Origin of the sequence: Liquorilactobacillus satsumensis DSM 16230 = JCM 12392, from assembly GCF_001435195.1 — a bacterium.
Classification (GTDB): domain Bacteria; phylum Bacillota; class Bacilli; order Lactobacillales; family Lactobacillaceae; genus Liquorilactobacillus; species Liquorilactobacillus satsumensis.
The window spans coordinates 143,253-159,025 of record NZ_AZFQ01000055.1 but is presented as its reverse complement, the minus strand read 5'-3'; the positions used below and the strand labels follow the sequence as shown (position 1 = coordinate 159,025).

The window sequence follows — 15,773 nt, the reverse complement described above, 5'->3', positions numbered from 1 at the left end:
ATGTTCGTAATTTCGAGTTAGTACTCAAATTTTCCCGACTTATGTCACACTCTCTCCTTTATTTATCCCAGATAAACGTGTTCCATAAGTCAAAATTTCGCGACCGACTTCGAATTGCTCAACGCAAAGAACGCATGCTATTCGTAATTATGCATTAGTTTTCAAACTTTGGCCGTTCGTTAGTCTAATTTTCGCTTTTGGCTAAAAAATTGCTGTAACAGATAGTGCTGCACCTTCCCACTAGCTGTCCGTGGCAGCTGAGCAAGTCGAATAAAATACCGCGGCACTTTGTAATGGGCCAGTTTTTGTCTCCCATAACTGCGCAGCTGCTCTTGTTTAATCTGCGTGTCAGCTACGTAAAAAGCACATGGTACTGCTCCCCAGCGTTGATCGGCTACTCCAATGACTGCAATCTCCTGAATCGCTGGAAACTGGGCATAAACAGCTTCAATCTCATTTGGATAAATGTTCTCCCCACCTGAAATAAACATCTCATCAATTCGACCCTTTATAAATAAAAAACCGGCTGCATCCAAGACCCCAAGGTCGCCTGTACGAAACCAGCCATCGCGCGTCAGCTTCTTTTTAAAATCGTCTGGAGCGTTTAGATATCCTTTAACAACATTAGGCGCTTTGACTTGAACTTCTCCAGTACCCTTTCCAGTAATCCGAAGTTGCACGGGAAATAAGGGCTTGCCGACCGACCCAATTTTATCAGGTGCATCTGCAAAATTTAAAGCAACAATTTGCGAACAGGTTTCTGTCATTCCGTATGATTGGACTACCGGCAGCTTCCGTTCTTGACAAAGCGCTAAGGTCGCGTGTGAAATTGGAGCTCCACCAAGTAAAAAGCCGCGAAAATCCTGCTGATATCCTTCAACTGGAAAGACTGCCAGCAGCTGTACCAACATTTGCGGCACAACTGACATTAAAGTCACCGGTGCAGTACACAATAGTTTAGTGATTTGCACAGGTTCAAAATGCCGTACAAGCAGCACTCCCATCCCATAAATCAGACTGCGCATCACGATTGACAGCCCGCTAATATGAAAAAGCGGAACGGCGCACAGCCAAAGATCATGTGCTTGCAATCCTAAGTTAAAAGCAGAACCGACCGCCGAATAAAAATGATTGCGATAACTTTGCATCACACCATGTGGTGCTCCCGTTGTACCCGAAGTATACATAATTGATGCTGTAGCTTCTTCCGCAAACTCTTTAACTAAAGTTGGCGTCACCGGACTTAGCTTTGCAAGCTGCTGTAAGGAGCTGACTGTCCACCTTGACTGCAATTCAGCAATCCCGCTGATGCGCGGCGACAGTTTTGGATCAACTAAAATAACATGGATATCTGCAGTCGCAAGCTGACTCTTAAGTTCCTGCAAACTTAACCGAAAGTTCAGCAAAACCGGTTCAATCCCCAACTGCTGCAATGCCAGAAGCGCAAAATAGCTTTCCGCAGTGTTTGCCGCAATCAGAGCTATTCTACGTTCGTTTTGAAACCCCGCCGTAGTTAAACAACCAGCAAATTTTACTACTGCCGTTCTGAGCTGCTTGAAGGTCCAGCTCTTCCCTTCAAAAAGCAGTGCAATTTTTTGCGGTTCTAGCTGAGCCTGTTTTGTTAACCAATTTTCCACCTTTACCGCTCCTTATGCCCTTATGGAAATTTAGGAAATTTATCAAAATCCGGCTGCCGTTTTTCATTAAAGGCATCGCGGCCTTCTTTTCCTTCGTCTGTAGTATAAAAAAGCATTGTGGCATCGCCGCCAAGCTGCTGTAGCCCAGCGATGCCATCTGTATCAGCATTCATCGCTGCTTTAAGGAAACGCAATGCGGTTGGCGACTTGGTCAATAACTCATCGCACCATTTTAATGTTTCAGCCTCAACCTGAGCTAAAGGAACTACCTTATTGATCCAATTCATTGCAAGTGCTTCTTGAGCAGTATACCAGTGATTCATAAACCACACTTCTTTAGCCCGTTTATGTCCAATCACACGTGCCAAGTATGCGGACCCATAACCCGCATCAAAACTTCCGACTTTGGGACCAGTTTGACCAAATTTAGCATTATCAGCTGCAATTGTCAGATCACAAACCAACTGTAATACATTGCCGCCACCAACTGACCAGCCTTTAACTAATGCAATCACAGGTTTCGGAATAACCCTGATCAACCGCTGCAGATCAAGTACATTCAGCCGTGCAATTTTATCAGGACCAACATAGCCCCCATTACCACGGACTCCCTGATCGCCGCCGGAACTAAAGGCTTCATCCCCAGCACCGGTTAAAATAATCACTCCGATTGAACTATCATCCCGACAATTTGTAAATGCTTCGAGTAATTCAGTAATTGTTACAGGTGTAAATGCGTTTCGCCTTTTAGGCCGATTAATTGTCAATTTAGCAATCTTGCCACTACGTTCAAAAATAATTTCTTGATATTCCTTAACTTTTTGCCATTTCCTTGTTGCCATCTATTTCATGTCCTTTCTGTTAAAATGGAACTAAACGTTACTAACTGAGGAGATGTGTCTGTGAATTTACTTGAAACTTTAGACATTGAAACTGAATCTGTTTCTGCTGCACAAGCTGTTATTACAGTAACTGTCAGAGAAAAGTTAAAACAACCTTATGGGCTTGTCCATGGCGGCATTAATGCCATTTTAGCGGAAACCGCCGCAAGCCTAGCTGCCAACGCAGGAGCCCCTGCCGGCCAAATCGCAGTGGGAGTCAGCCTCAATACAAACCACCTGTTGCCCGTTTCCACAGGAAGCTTACGGGCAGTCGCGTCCCCACTTCATCTTGGGAAAAAGACCCAGGTCTGGCAAGTCAAGACCACTCAATTACCCAGTAACCAAGTTACAAGCTTTAGTATAGTCACGCTGATTCTTCAGCAAATACCTGAATGAACCGCACGCCTGCATTACTTTTAACCGGGTTAAAAGCTAAAACTTAATTGCACCTCTTCTTTGTCAGATAAGTGTGTGACATAAATCAAAATTCTCTGTCTAACTTTGAATTACTCGGTACAAAAGACTGCGATGTTCATAACTTCGCGTCAATACTCGAATTTTACCGGCTTATGGCACACCCATAATTTTAGCACATGAAAAGACCGAAAGCCTGAATAGAGCTCTGGTGCTCTTAAGCTTTCGGTCTTATTTAATAAAAATTTTCTGAGCCTCTTTTAACCCTTAACTTCTTTCAACTTAGCTGTCTGTGACATCTGTTCAATGCTTTTGCGTACAATCGTCATTATATCTGCTTCAAGCTCGCCTGTTTCCGGATTCATCCCTTGCGAGACCCACAAACTAATTGTACCAATAACTCCATTTGTAATAAATGCATAGAAATATTCGAACTGTTCATCTGTCATCCACTTAATCTGGCTAATTATATAAGGTCGTGCTGTCTCACGACAACTTGCAAAAATTTTTTCCAGGAAATCACCGCCATATCTTCTATCCAAAGAAGCCTTTACCACTTCCGCATCTTCTTTTTTTAGAACTTCAAAAATGGCGGGAAGAATCGTATGTTCCCCTTCATTAAATCGATATTTAATGAAAGCTAGGGTTTCTTTAAAGAGCTGCTCACGCTGTTGCTGCAATAAATCAAAAGGATTACGATAATAACGATAAAATGTCCCCCGATTTATCTGTGCTGTCCGGCAAATGTCAGTCACAGTGATCGCTTCGATATCTTTTATGCGTAAAAGTTTAAAAAAACTGTCACGGATCATCTTTTTAGTATAACGGCTGCGTTGGTTGTCCTTCGTTCCGGTCAAAAAATCACCCCAATGATCTTAAGCAGATTTATAATAATAAAGCAGCACTCCCAAATTTGCGTTTCCTCTCCCCTGTTTTTTTATTCGTGAATTTCAAGCGGTAAGCCATCAGGATCAAAGAAAAAGGTCATCTTTTCACCTGTAAAAGTGTCTTTTCTAATCGGTTCTGTCTCAATGCCCAATTTTTTTAACTCCATGGCAGTTTGAACAACATCTTCGACTTTAAAAGCAAGGTGGCGCAACCCCGTCGCCTCTCCAACGGGAAAAGTCAGTCGCTGAGGCGCAGCTGGCTTAATGAAAATTTCCAAGTGGATGCTCCCCTTTGCAAGATCTAATTTGATGTCTCCTTTATCCGCACGCTGATGCTGTGCCATGACTTCAAACCCTAACTTGTCCACATAAAAAGCGCGTGTCCGCTCAAGTTCGTGTCCTATCAAAGCAATATGGTGAATCAATCCTAGCCTCACATCAATTAACCTACCATTTCATTATTTTTTCGTTTGAACCTCAATGTAGCTTCGCCCTTCAGCAACAATTCCGACTACTTTTCTTTTCTGGTCTTCATCAAGGTAGCCCATCATGATTTTGCCTAAAACCTTCTCCGGATCTTCAATCACCACATCTGTGAAGACTGCATTCACAAATTTTTTACAAATTTCAACTTTCTGTCGTTGCTGTTCAGCTTGTTCAGCTGCTTTTGCAAGCGTTAAGCCTTCATCCAAAAGCAGCTTGATGGCCCGAACTTTATAGAACATTTCAAATTTATACTTGCGTGCCGAACTCTTTCCATCTGTGACTGATTCGATATACTTTTTTTCTTCCCAATACCGCAGTTGTCTAGCCGAAACGCCTGTTAAGTTACTGAGATCACCGATTCCAATTATCAAATCTGCTTTTAACGAAAATTTATCCCCTAACATCTGCTCCATCCTTTTTGGACTATTTTTATAACTAAATTTTAACTTTCTTGGATTCCTTGTCAACTTATTTTACAATATCATCTGTCTGTATATTGTCATCTTATATTTTAACAAAAAAAAACTATAAAATCTGTGTTTTCTATCACAAGATAATTTTATCTGCTTTGAATTATAACCAATTACGTCGGCCCTGGCTTTTAAATTTCTGTGCTGATGCCCCTTTAGGTTATTAAAATGAAAATGGTTTCTAAATAAATAAAGTGCTACCATTATATGTAAATTGAGCAGCATAAAACTCGGAAAGGAGCTGACAAAGTGTTCTCACTCTTCATTCTTTTATTGCAACGCCTTGGGATTATCTTAGTACTGGCTTTTTTACTCGTAAATGTTTCTTTTTTCCGTAAATTAATCGCACAGAAAAGCTTAAAAGCAGGCATTGCACTAATTGCAATCTTCACAATCTTCACCATTATCTCCAATCTAACGGGTGTTGAAATCACACGTAACAATTCACTTGTGCAGGCTCCCTTTTTAACTGGCCTGCCGCAATCTGACTCGATCGCCAATACCCGTACTTTGGTAATTACTGTTGCCGGAATTATTGGCGGTCCGCTAGTCGGAAGTGTCGTTGGTTTTCTAGGAGGATTGCACCGTGTTATTCAAGGGAACTTTTCTGATTACTTTTACATTGTCAGTTCAACCTTAGTTGGTCTTGTGAGTGGACTCTTGGCTAAAAAATTAAAGCATAATACTTCTTATCCGAGTCCGGGAATGAGTGCTGCACTTGGCTTGCTTGCTGAGTCATTGCAAATGGTATTTATCGGTATTTTCAGCGGCCTTGCGCTTGTTAAGCTGATTATCATCCCGATGATTCTGTTAAACAGTATTGGAGTCTCAGTTTTCATCTCCATCTTAAATGCGTATCTTTCAAATGAACAACAGCTTAAGGCTGTGCAGACACATGATGTCTTGAATCTGACCAATCGAACACTGCCATACTTTCGCCAAGGGCTAAATATTAACTCGGCACAACAGGCATGCCGCATTATCAGACAGTATACTAATTTTGATGCGGTTGGGATCACTGATCGCGTAAATGTTCTGGCACATGTTGGGGCGGGGGAAGATCATCATCTTGCTGGTCAAGCGGTTTTGACAGATCTTTCAAAACATGTCATTGCAAGCGGCACAGCCCGTTTTGCATATCATCAAGCTGAAATCGGTTGCCCGCATGCCGGCTGCCCGCTTGCCTCAGCGATTGTTTTGCCATTAATCGTTAATGATAAGACAATCGGTGCTTTGAAGATGTACTTTACAAAAGCAGAACGTCTAACTAGCGTCGAAGAGAACCTTGCGCAAGGACTTGCCTCAATCTTTTCTAGTCAGCTCGCATTAGGAATGGCGGAAGAACAATCCAAATTAGCGAGTGATGCGGAAATTAAGTCACTTCAAGCACAGATTAATCCTCATTTTTTCTTTAATGCGATCAATACGGTCAGCGCGCTTATGAGAACAAATGTGGATCAAGCACGGACTGCCCTTCTTCAACTCAGTACCTTCTTTCGTTCCAGTCTACAGGGAGTGACGGAAACACAGATTCCATTAAAACAAGAAAAAGAGCATGTTAATTCTTATATGTCATTGGAACAGACCCGTTTTCCAGACAAATACACTGTGATTTACGCAATTGACGCTGCTCCCGAAGTCCAAGTCCCGCCTTTTTGCTTGCAGGTCCTCGTTGAAAATTCTGTACGGCATGCATTTCCTAACCGGCGCAAGGGCAACATCATCAAGATCACTGTTAAACAACACCCCACAGCGTTAAATATTATTGTGGCTGACAATGGGATTGGCATAAAAAAAGAATTGCTTGCTCGTCTAGGACAAGAAACAATTACTTCTTCTACGGGCACCGGCACCGCCTTGGCAAATTTAAATCGCCGTTTAATTGGTTTGTATGGCAACGAAAGCCATCTGCAAATTAAGAGTTCTGCAGCGGGCACTACAATAAAAATAGTAATTCCTAATTTATAAATATGATATTTCATGGTTGAATTTTAAATTAGGCATCCGGTTAGCTGCACTAAACATCAAAAGTGTGCCATAAGTCAATTAAATTTGAATATCAATGGAGAATTAAAAGCCAACGGGGCTGTGACAAAAGTTAAATTTTGCCACAGCCCCTCTTTTATTCCGGATAAACGTGTTCCATAAGTCAAAATCTTCCGTCTGACTTTCCAATTACTCATAGCAAAGTACTCGCTATGTTCGTAATTTCGAGTTAGCACTCAAATTTTCCCGACTTATGTCGCACTCTCGTTTTGTTCCATTTTGTTTTGTAGTAGCTGCGTTTCCGTGTTCCATTAAATAATCTTCGAAATTTAAGTTGAACCCAAAGGATAACAGTGTTACCCTTTGGAGAGGAGGAAGATCCATGAATCAAAATAATACACGGACAAAAATTATTGCTCTTACCATTCAAAAAATTCAGCAGGGTCAACTGCAGCAGCTTTCACTGCGTAACCTTTCACAACAATTGAACCTCACCACTGGTGCCTTTTATAAACACTTTAAAAACAAAGACGACTTGTTCTATGTCGTCTCTGAAAAACTCTCGCACCGTCTTTATGCTGAAATTTCTCCGGCAGTAGTTGCCTCCTTGCCACAAGATCCTGTCAAGGCACTTCTTATCCTCGGAGATCAGTTATTGGACTATTTCATTAACGAACCCCAAGTTATCGACTTTCTATTCTTCAATCCAAGCGTGCGCACTAGCTATCCAGCCGCTAGTCCGACAAGTGACAAGTTTCAATTTCTAAAGTTAACAAAAACTGTTGTAGCTGCGGTAACTCGTACAGAACATACTACTGTTTCAGAACACGTACTATTTATTCAAATCTGGTCATTCATTCAAGGTTATGGCATCTTGTTAAAAAATAAGATTGTAACCAAAGATTATCATTTACTCGAACAAACTCTAAATAAGCTATTAAAAGGAGGCTCCTATGAATAAAGTACTCATTGTTTACTGCCATCCCTACAATCAAAGCTTTAACCATGCTGTTTTAACAGCTGTTAAAAGTAATTTAGAAAAACAAAATTGTGCGTATGCGGTGATTGATCTCTACCGTGATAATTTCAAACCTTTTTATGATGCCGAGGAACTCCGCCTTTTCCATTCAGGTAAAACACATGATCCGTTAGTCACTAAGTACCTCACCCAACTAAAGAATGCTTCTGGGATCATCTTCATTACTCCAATTTGGTGGAACAGCATTCCTGGAATGTTAAAAGGATTCATTGATAAAGTCATGAAAGAAGGCGAGGGACTCTCGCACATCGTTACCAGAACTGGAATCCGCGGCTGCTTGACTAATTTAAAGCATGCCTATGTACTGACAACCTCAACCTCACCCACCTTCTATTTCAAATGCTTTATGGGCAATGGCATTCAAAAAATCTTTATCAACAAAACTTTAAAACAAATCGGTGTCAAACATGGAACATGGCTTAATTGTGGTGGAATCACCAACTCCACACTAGCCAAACGGCAACGTTATTTGCAGCGCATTGAATCTCTGCCATTTAAATTCTAAACCGAGTGTGTTCTTTGTTTTTTTGCTTTTAAATCTTTCTAACCAATCTTTCGTTGATTGGTCTCGGTTCCTAACGTCCAAACAACTACCCCGGCAAACAATGCAATTGCACTGATAGTCCAAAAAATCATCTCGACGGATGTGACCTGCAGCATCCATGCAACAACAAGGGGCATTGCAACCGTAAATAACTTAGCAATCCCATTGGAGATTCCGGCACCCCGGAAGCGAAAAGCCGTCGTGAACAATTCTGCAACGTAAACAGCCACCACACTAGCCATCAAAACATAAAAACAAGTTGTCAACAAGAACCCTACGATAACTACGCCACTTGTACTTGCCTGTTGCGCATACAGCATTCCAAAAACTGCTGTCAGTAAAAAGGCGGGTACAATTGTTTTTTTACGGCCGATTCGATCAACCAAATATGCTCCAAGTGCGCAGCCGACAGGTGCCCCAAGCATCATTAACGTTGACAGTCCCAACGAACTTGAAATGTTAATTCCACGCTTAACCAACAATGTTGGTGTCCATGAGGTAAATGTATACTGACAAATGTTAACCGCCGAAACTGCAACAATCGCGACGAACAGACTAATTCCCAAAGAGTGTTGCACCGGTGTCGCTTTTTTTGATTGCATTGCTGTTCGGCTGCCATTAACTTCCAGTTGTTTAATGACCGTTTCTGCCTGTTCATTTTTCCCATGTACCATTAACCATCGCGGAGATTCAGGAATATCGCGCCGTAAATACCATAAAATTGCTGCAGCAATTCCAATCCCTGCAAACATGACCCGCCAACCAAAACGTGGAATAATCAAGGTACAAAGAAGCAAGGTCAACGGTGCCCCACAGTTTGCAATTAACGAAACACCCGCACACCACTTACCGCGATTATGAATTGGTGCAAATTCATTAACCATTGAATATCCAGTCACAATTTCTGATCCCAGACCAATACTTGCGCACAAACGGCAAATAATCAAAACCCACATATTAGGTGCAAATGCAGCTAGGAAGGTAAATCCGCCAAATAATAAAAGGTTAACCTGATAGGCAACACGGCGCCCTTTAAGATCTCCGATAAAACCTGCAATTAAAGAGCCAATAAATAATCCTAAAAATCCACCTGAAAGAAAATACGAATTCTGTGCTAGTGTTGACCAGCCGCTTTTAAAAACTGAGCTAACCACTGCACTGGCCATGTAGACATCAGCAGCATCTAAAAACATCCCACCTGCCACTAGTGCAAAGATCTTATAAAATAATGGCGATTCATGTGTCCGATCAATTCTCTTTTGTAATTCTGCAACATTTTGCATTTCCATAAAAGTACCTCTCAGTTATAGTTTGGGATATTTGCTTCATAAGCCGCAATTTGATCTTCGTATCCCATTGTGATCGCAATATCGTCCAATCCCTTAATGAACTTATTTTTCCACAATGGATCAATGTCAAAATCAAAACTGAAGTGTTGATAACGTACCTGTTGTTGCGGCAAATCAACGGTAATCTTAGCGTCTGTCGGAATTTGTGCTAAAATACGACGCTGTTCTTCTGGAAGAATAATTGCCAATACTCCATTTTTAGTACTATTCATGTAAAAAATATCGCTATAGCCACCGGCAATAATTACTTTAAATCCGAAATCTTTCAAAGCCCAGACCGCATGCTCACGTGAAGAGCCGCATCCAAAATTATCACCGGTCACTAAAATTTGTGCCCCTTGGCGTTCTGGTTGGTTCAAAATAAATTCTGGATTAGGCGTCCGATCTGCTAAATAACGCCAATCATAGAACAAGTTTTTGCCGTAACCTACTTTTAGAATGTTCTTTAAAAATTGCTTAGGAATAATTTGATCAGTATCAATATTTTCCTTCATTAGCGGAATTGTCGTACTAGTAATCGTCGTAATTGGTTCCATTAGACTTCTTCCTTTCTGATATCAACAAAATGTCCATTAATTGCAGCGTACGCAACCATTGCGGGGCTTGCCAAATGTGTCCGTGATCCTGCGCCTTGGCGTCCTTCAAAATTCCGATTAGAAGTCGAAGCGCAGTGCAACCCTGCTGGCACTTGGTCCGGGTTCATACCTAAACAAGCAGAACAACCGGGTTCGCGCCACTCACAACCAGCATTCTTAAAGATCTGATCAATCCCCATTTTTTCAGCGGCTTCTTTTACGGCCCGTGACCCGGGAACAACTAAAGCGGTGACCCCGGCTGCAATGTGGTGGCCCTTCAAAACATTTGCGGCAATTTTTAAGTCTGATAAGCGCCCATTAGTACAAGACCCAAAGAATGCATATTGAATCGGAATATCCAAAACAGGTTGTCCAGGACGCAAGCCAACATAATCAAAAGCTTTTTGATCGTCAGCGTTCTTGATTTCTGGCAATTTTTCATCAACGGGCACTGACATCCCAGGATTTGTTCCCCAAGAAACAAACGGAGCAAGTTTGTGTACATCGAAATCAATGACCTTGTCAAATGCCTCAGGACTATCAGTATAGTATTGTTTCCAGTCTGCAATCGCCCGCTTCATATTTTTAGGTGCGTATTTACGGCCAGCAACATAGTCAAAAGTCGTTTGATCCGGTTTAACATTGCACATTTTTGCCCCTCCTTCAATTCCCATATTACAGAGGGTCATTCTCTCTTCCATGCTCATGTTCTCAATCGTATCTCCATATAACTCAACGGCATAACCGGTACCAAAGGCCACTCCTTCACGTGCAATGATTCCCATAATGATATCCTTGGCATAGACACCATGTGGTAATCGTCCATGCACATGAATTCCCATCGTCTTGGGTTTGGTTTGCCAAATTGTCTGCGTGGCAAGTACATGTTCAACTTCACTAGTTCCAATTCCAAAAGCAATTGAACCAAAGGCTCCATGGGTAGCAGTATGTGAATCACCGCATACCACTACCATCCCTGGCTGTGTCAGTCCAAGTTGTGGTCCAATCACATGAATAATTCCCTGATCTGCGTGTCCCATTCCAGCTAATCGAATTCCGAATTCTTTGGCGTTTCGCGCTAGTGTTTCGATTTGTTTGCGTGAAATTGCATCTTTCACGTTAAAAATATCAGTCGTAGGAACATTATGATCCATCGTTGCAAATGTTTTGTCAGTTCTTCTTACCTGACGACCATTTTCACGTAATCCTTCGAAGGCCTGCGGAGAGGTGACTTCATGCACTAGGTGAAGATCAACATAAATTAGTTGCGGGCCTCCTGGTTCACCAGAAATTACGTGTCTATCCCAAAGTTTGTCAAACATTGTCTGTTTCATTTGCTGTTCCTACTTTCTTTGATTGTAGTGATAATCGCATCAGTAACTTCTGTGGTGCTGGCGTTGCCGCCAAGATCAGGTGTGACAATTTGTTTACTAATGACAGCGTTGATAGCTGTCGTAATTTGTGCCACAAGATCCGCACGGTCAAACGAATTAGCAAGCATCATTGCAACAGATCTAATCATTGAAATCGGATCCGCAATTCCTTTACCAGCAATATCCGGTGCAGACCCATGAATCGGTTCATAGAGCGCAGGACCGCTGCTGCCTAAGCTCATTGAAGGAATAGTTCCAAGCGAACCTGTAATCTCGGCCGCTTCATCACTGAGAATATCGCCAAACAAATTCTCGGTCAAAATAACGTCAAATTGCTGTGGTGCAGAGATTATTTTCATCGAGGCAGCATCAACATAACAAGCATCATAAGCTACATCAGGATACGTAAGGGCAATTTCGGCAACAATTCTGCGCCAAAATTTACTAGTTGCTAGAACATTGGCCTTATCTACCAACGTGACATGCTTTTTTCGTTTGCGTGCGAGTTCAAAAGCACTGCGTGTAATTCGTTGAACTTCTTCTTTGGTATATCGCATTGTATCAAGCGCATAATTTTCATCCAGTTGGCGTGGAGTGCCAAAGTAAATTCCACTAGTAAGTTCACGCACAATCACAAAATTAACCGGTTTTCCATTTTTTAAAGGTGAATATTGCTGCATTGCTTCTTCAATCACAGTTGGACGAATATTTGCGAACAGATTTAACTTTTTGCGAATTTCTAATAGACCCGCCTCTGGTCGTTTAACAGCGTGGTCCCACTTAGGCCCACCAATGGCCGCCAGTAGCACTGCGTCGCTTTGCTGACAAGCACTGAGTGTCTCTTGCGGTAGCGGTTCACCCGTCTGATCAATTGCAGCTCCACCGAAGGGAACTTCATGTAGTTCGTAATCAAAGCGCCCATTTTCTCCAACCACTTCTAGGACCTTAAGCCCGGCTGCCATAATCTCCGGCCCAATATAATCCCCTGCTAAAGCCGTGATTTGTACCTTTTTCTTCCCCTGCATTATGAAACCACCTTTTCAAATTTTTCCATTATTTCACGCAAATCAGTTTCTGAGACAATCGCAGTATGATCTGCTTTATTCTTGAAGATTGGAAAGATCTGCTGCATGTCTTCACGTTCAACGCTGTATCCCATCTGTCTAAGCTTCGTCATCACCGCATGTGATCCTGAAAGCTTACCTAAAGGCAACGTGGTTTTGGCAGCTCCGACTGACTCAGGGGTTAAAATCTCATATGTCTGTGGACTTTTTAACATCCCATCCTGATGGATTCCAGATTCATGTGCGAAAGCATTCGCTCCGACAACCGCTTTGTTATGTGGCACAGGCATTTTTGTATAACGACTAATCAGCTCGCTGATCGCTTTTGTTTTTTTCAAATCAATCCGATCTACTGCATCGTAATAATCCTTTCTTACGTATAAACCTGCAGCAACCTCTTCAAGTGCCGCGTTGCCTGCCCGTTCGCCAATTCCATTAACGGTGCCTTCAATCCGAGTTGCTCCATTTTTAATTGCAGCCATACTGTTTGCAACCGCCATGCCTAAGTCATCGTGGCAATGTACAGAAAAGGTCACCTCAGCAAATGACGGGATCTTTTTTTGCATATACTGGAACAGTTCTGCAAATTCTGCAGGATTTGTATATCCCACAGTATCAGGAATATTAATGACTGAAGCCCCTGCATCAATTGCTGTTTGAATTACTTTACATAAGTAATCATACTCAGTCCGCGTGGCATCCTCGGGTGAAAATTCCACAATTTCAAAGAATTGATGCGCATATGAAACAGAATCTTTGATTGCTTTAAGAACCTGTTCCTTGGACATATGCAATTTAGATTCACGATGGACCGGACTAGTAGCAATGAAAACATGGATCTGTTTATGTGCAGCTTTTGCTGTCGCTGCAACACAAGCATCAATATCTCCTTTACGTGCTCGTGCAAGTCCGGTGACGCAAGTCTTTTTCACTGCTTGTGCAACCGCACTGACCGCCTCAAAATCACCTTTAGAAGCAATCGGAAACCCGGCTTCAATACAATCAACTCCCCATGCCTCAAGCTGTTTTGCCAATTCTACCTTCTGCTCAATACTGAAGTTAACTCCAATCGTTTGTTCACCGTCACGCAATGTTGTATCAAAAAATTGAATTTGTTTCGTCATCACAAACCACCCTTTCGAATTTTTGTCCTTTGATTACTGATTTTCCAACAAAAAAAGCACCCCATCAGAAATGGGGTGCCGGCCAAGCCCCATTTCATAACGCAAATAGGACTCGACATAAATTGTCAGAGTCCTGCGTTATAGTAATAGGGCTTGAAGTTGTGAGGCTACAGGTAAAATCGCATCTTTAACGTTAATTTCGATCATTGCTTTTTTCATGTCTGTAGCCTCCTTCGAATTTGATATTATCAATGTATCATCACTTGTGAAGAAAATCAATAGCAATTTTTAATTTTTATCACTTAATTCTAATTTTTATTTTCATTGCTTGCTAAACTGATAAATTTCAAAACTTTTATTTACCATCTGACTAATTTAAACTAGCTAACGACCGTTTTTCAACCACTTGGTTAGTAAAATAGATGCCCTTGCTTATTTTTGGTCATCAAAAAACAGCCCAGCAAGATAAAGTTCCGGTTTTAATCCGTTTGCTTTTTTCTTTCGTCTAGCTAACTCTGCCTTTAACAATCTTGAATTTCTTCAATATCATCATCGACTTGATTAACTATCTCACTGGACTGCTGTTAAATAAGGGATTTTCAAACTCTAACCTCTTTTCTAACTGTCTTGCGACAGCTCTTTTTATCCAGTCAACATGCAAGCATGCCACTGAACCTTCGATTATAGCGTTTGCTATAATCCCTTACACTTCGTATTATAGCGTAATTCGGTTTTAATGCAAGCGTTTACACTTAGGCATACAAGAACCTGAACCAAAACTCATTTTTGGATTCAGTTCTGTAGTTTGATAACATCCTAGTCTACTGCTTAGTTCACCACAATCGGGTCCTATGCCACAACTTCTAGTGGTAGGCCTGAATAAAAAGACTAATTGCTAAGATAAGTGCTCCTACTCCTACACATAACTTTAATGGTTTTTCAGGAATCAGTCGCACAATCTTAGGTCCAAGATAACCACCCAAGAAAAGCCCTGCCCCCAAGGGAATCACCAATAACCAGTAGATATGCGACTCAAAAGCATAGATGAGCGTTGCGACTAAATTCGAAAGTCCCAAAGAAACATTCTTCAGTGCATTGTAGACCGTAAACTTAGTGGTACTTCCAATTGAAAAAATTGCCAGCATAATTACTCCTCCAGCTGCACCAAAATAACCGGCATAAGCGCCTACCAAAAAAATTGCAGTATAATAAATTGTCTTTTTCAAACCACTCTCAAAGCGGGAAGCAGACTTTTTAAGTGCCTGTCTTTGCGTAAAAATGGGTCGGATTGGGAGTAACAGTAACAAACCTGCAAATAAAATAAAAAAAGGTACGATGTGGGTAAAGGATGCTGCTGGTTGAACTAGCAACAAGATAGATCCGAAAATGCTGCCAAAAATCGTGAGTGGCAGAATTTTTAACAATTCTCCCCGATGATCCTTCAATTCCCTTTGAGAAGAAATACTAGATCCAAAACCGGTTAAAACCAATGCAGCAGTATTGGTAACATCCGCAAAGACCGGTGGAACTCCCACTGCGAGTAAAGTCGGATATGATACTAACGATGCCAAACCTGTAACTGTACTCAAAATTCCAGCTACAATACCAGCAGGGAAAAGCAGAAACCATGAACTTAAACTTTCCATCAACTTATTTCTCAACTTTCTAAAAATTAAAGAGTAGACTGACAAATTACGCCTAGTATACTAGATTCACTTACTTATTATAAACAATTGCATATAATTTAACACAAATAATTATTCAACCCAGAGCTGCAAAATTATTAAACAATATCATCTTGCCCATTTGGACTAGCTCGTGGTTAGTTTTTAAATGTTAAAGCCCACCAAAAATCTCATTTTTTTGCACTTGACATCGTCAGGTTGCGGGTGTAAGCTTCTGTCAAACATTAGATTTGGATAAGAAAATTATAAAAACTTGAAA

General features: G+C 41.4%; 15 protein-coding genes and 1 other annotated feature (1 of these 16 only partly in view). Of the genes, 4 read left to right on the top strand and 11 right to left on the bottom strand.

What is annotated here, in order from left to right:
* Nucleotides 1–179 precede the first annotated feature (179 nt).
* Both FD50_RS12210 and menB read right to left on the bottom strand, forming a co-directional pair.
* Nucleotides 180–1,637: an o-succinylbenzoate--CoA ligase gene (locus tag FD50_RS12210; RefSeq protein WP_056962040.1), complete on the bottom strand. Its 1,458-nt coding sequence runs from the start codon at nucleotides 1,635–1,637 to the stop codon at nucleotides 180–182.
* Nucleotides 1,638–1,657: 20 nt separating this feature from the next.
* A complete protein-coding gene (menB, locus tag FD50_RS12205) occupies nucleotides 1,658–2,479 on the bottom strand; it encodes a 1,4-dihydroxy-2-naphthoyl-CoA synthase (RefSeq protein WP_056962039.1) in 822 nt (273 codons plus the stop codon).
* Nucleotides 2,480–2,539: 60 nt separating this feature from the next.
* Between menB and FD50_RS12200 the strand changes: the two genes are divergently transcribed.
* Nucleotides 2,540–2,914, top strand: a complete 375-nt coding sequence (locus FD50_RS12200) for a hotdog fold thioesterase (RefSeq protein ID WP_056962038.1) — start codon at nucleotides 2,540–2,542, stop codon at nucleotides 2,912–2,914.
* 278 nt (nucleotides 2,915–3,192) lie between these two features.
* Here FD50_RS12200 and FD50_RS12195 read toward each other — a convergent pair whose 3' ends face one another.
* The 3 genes from FD50_RS12195 to FD50_RS12185 form a co-directional block, all read right to left on the bottom strand.
* Complete coding sequence (locus tag FD50_RS12195) at nucleotides 3,193–3,789, bottom strand: TetR/AcrR family transcriptional regulator (protein WP_056962037.1); 597 nt, start codon at nucleotides 3,787–3,789, stop codon at nucleotides 3,193–3,195.
* 80 nt (nucleotides 3,790–3,869) lie between these two features.
* A complete protein-coding gene (gene gloA2, locus FD50_RS12190; protein ID WP_054758108.1) occupies nucleotides 3,870–4,256 on the bottom strand; it encodes an SMU1112c/YaeR family gloxylase I-like metalloprotein in 387 nt (128 codons plus the stop codon).
* A gap of 21 nt (nucleotides 4,257–4,277) precedes the next feature.
* Nucleotides 4,278–4,709 (bottom strand): MerR family transcriptional regulator, encoded by a 432-nt coding sequence (locus tag FD50_RS12185; protein WP_054758106.1) that lies wholly within the window; start codon nucleotides 4,707–4,709, stop codon nucleotides 4,278–4,280.
* Nucleotides 4,710–5,024: 315 nt separating this feature from the next.
* Between FD50_RS12185 and FD50_RS12180 the strand changes: the two genes are divergently transcribed.
* The 3 genes from FD50_RS12180 (at nucleotide 5,025) to FD50_RS12170 (ending at nucleotide 8,305) form a co-directional block, all read left to right on the top strand.
* Nucleotides 5,025–6,743, top strand: coding sequence for a sensor histidine kinase (locus FD50_RS12180; protein ID WP_056962036.1), 1,719 nt, complete (start codon nucleotides 5,025–5,027; stop codon nucleotides 6,741–6,743).
* A gap of 400 nt (nucleotides 6,744–7,143) precedes the next feature.
* A complete protein-coding gene (locus FD50_RS12175) occupies nucleotides 7,144–7,722 on the top strand; it encodes a TetR/AcrR family transcriptional regulator (RefSeq protein ID WP_056962035.1) in 579 nt (192 codons plus the stop codon).
* Nucleotides 7,715–8,305, top strand: a complete 591-nt coding sequence (locus FD50_RS12170; RefSeq protein ID WP_054757263.1) for an NAD(P)H-dependent oxidoreductase — start codon at nucleotides 7,715–7,717, stop codon at nucleotides 8,303–8,305. Before FD50_RS12175 ends, FD50_RS12170 begins: the two co-directional genes overlap by 8 nt.
* 38 nt (nucleotides 8,306–8,343) lie before the next feature.
* Here the strand turns inward: FD50_RS12170 and FD50_RS12165 are convergent, their stop codons facing one another.
* From FD50_RS12165 to FD50_RS12140, 6 genes are all read right to left on the bottom strand, one after another.
* Nucleotides 8,344–9,633 carry an MFS transporter gene (locus FD50_RS12165; protein WP_056962034.1) on the bottom strand — a complete coding sequence of 430 codons (1,290 nt, stop codon included), beginning with the start codon at nucleotides 9,631–9,633 and terminating at the stop codon, nucleotides 8,344–8,346.
* Nucleotides 9,634–9,644: 11 nt separating this feature from the next.
* Entirely contained in the window at nucleotides 9,645–10,229 is a 585-nt protein-coding gene (gene leuD, locus FD50_RS12160) for a 3-isopropylmalate dehydratase small subunit (protein ID WP_056962033.1), read from the bottom strand.
* A complete protein-coding gene (gene leuC / locus FD50_RS12155) occupies nucleotides 10,229–11,602 on the bottom strand; it encodes a 3-isopropylmalate dehydratase large subunit (protein WP_056962032.1) in 1,374 nt (457 codons plus the stop codon). Before leuC ends, leuD begins: the two co-directional genes overlap by 1 nt.
* On the bottom strand, nucleotides 11,599–12,666 hold the full coding sequence (leuB, locus tag FD50_RS12150) for a 3-isopropylmalate dehydrogenase (RefSeq protein WP_056962031.1): 1,068 nt from the start codon (nucleotides 12,664–12,666) through the stop codon (nucleotides 11,599–11,601). Before leuB ends, leuC begins: the two co-directional genes overlap by 4 nt.
* Nucleotides 12,666–13,829: a 2-isopropylmalate synthase gene (locus FD50_RS12145; protein ID WP_056962030.1), complete on the bottom strand. Its 1,164-nt coding sequence runs from the start codon at nucleotides 13,827–13,829 to the stop codon at nucleotides 12,666–12,668. The genes leuB and FD50_RS12145 overlap by 1 nt, the downstream gene beginning before the upstream one ends.
* Before the next feature lie 863 nt (nucleotides 13,830–14,692).
* Nucleotides 14,693–15,478 carry a sulfite exporter TauE/SafE family protein gene (locus tag FD50_RS12140; RefSeq protein WP_054757274.1) on the bottom strand — a complete coding sequence of 262 codons (786 nt, stop codon included), beginning with the start codon at nucleotides 15,476–15,478 and terminating at the stop codon, nucleotides 14,693–14,695.
* 290 nt (nucleotides 15,479–15,768) lie between these two features.
* Nucleotides 15,769–15,773, top strand: a binding site (T-box leader) (it continues 225 nt past the right edge of the window).

Coding starts and splice junctions, on each gene's coding strand:
- leuD (WP_056962033.1), bottom strand. CDS start 10,229: ATGGAACCAATTACGACGATTACTAGTACGACAATTCCGCTAATGAAG.
- FD50_RS12145 (WP_056962030.1), bottom strand. CDS start 13,829: ATGACGAAACAAATTCAATTTTTTGATACAACATTGCGTGACGGTGAA.
- FD50_RS12175 (WP_056962035.1), top strand. CDS start 7,144: ATGAATCAAAATAATACACGGACAAAAATTATTGCTCTTACCATTCAA.
- FD50_RS12165 (WP_056962034.1), bottom strand. CDS start 9,633: ATGGAAATGCAAAATGTTGCAGAATTACAAAAGAGAATTGATCGGACA.
- leuB (WP_056962031.1), bottom strand. CDS start 12,666: ATGCAGGGGAAGAAAAAGGTACAAATCACGGCTTTAGCAGGGGATTAT.
- leuC (WP_056962032.1), bottom strand. CDS start 11,602: ATGAAACAGACAATGTTTGACAAACTTTGGGATAGACACGTAATTTCT.
- FD50_RS12170 (WP_054757263.1), top strand. CDS start 7,715: ATGAATAAAGTACTCATTGTTTACTGCCATCCCTACAATCAAAGCTTT.
- FD50_RS12185 (WP_054758106.1), bottom strand. CDS start 4,709: ATGTTAGGGGATAAATTTTCGTTAAAAGCAGATTTGATAATTGGAATC.
- menB (WP_056962039.1), bottom strand. CDS start 2,479: ATGGCAACAAGGAAATGGCAAAAAGTTAAGGAATATCAAGAAATTATT.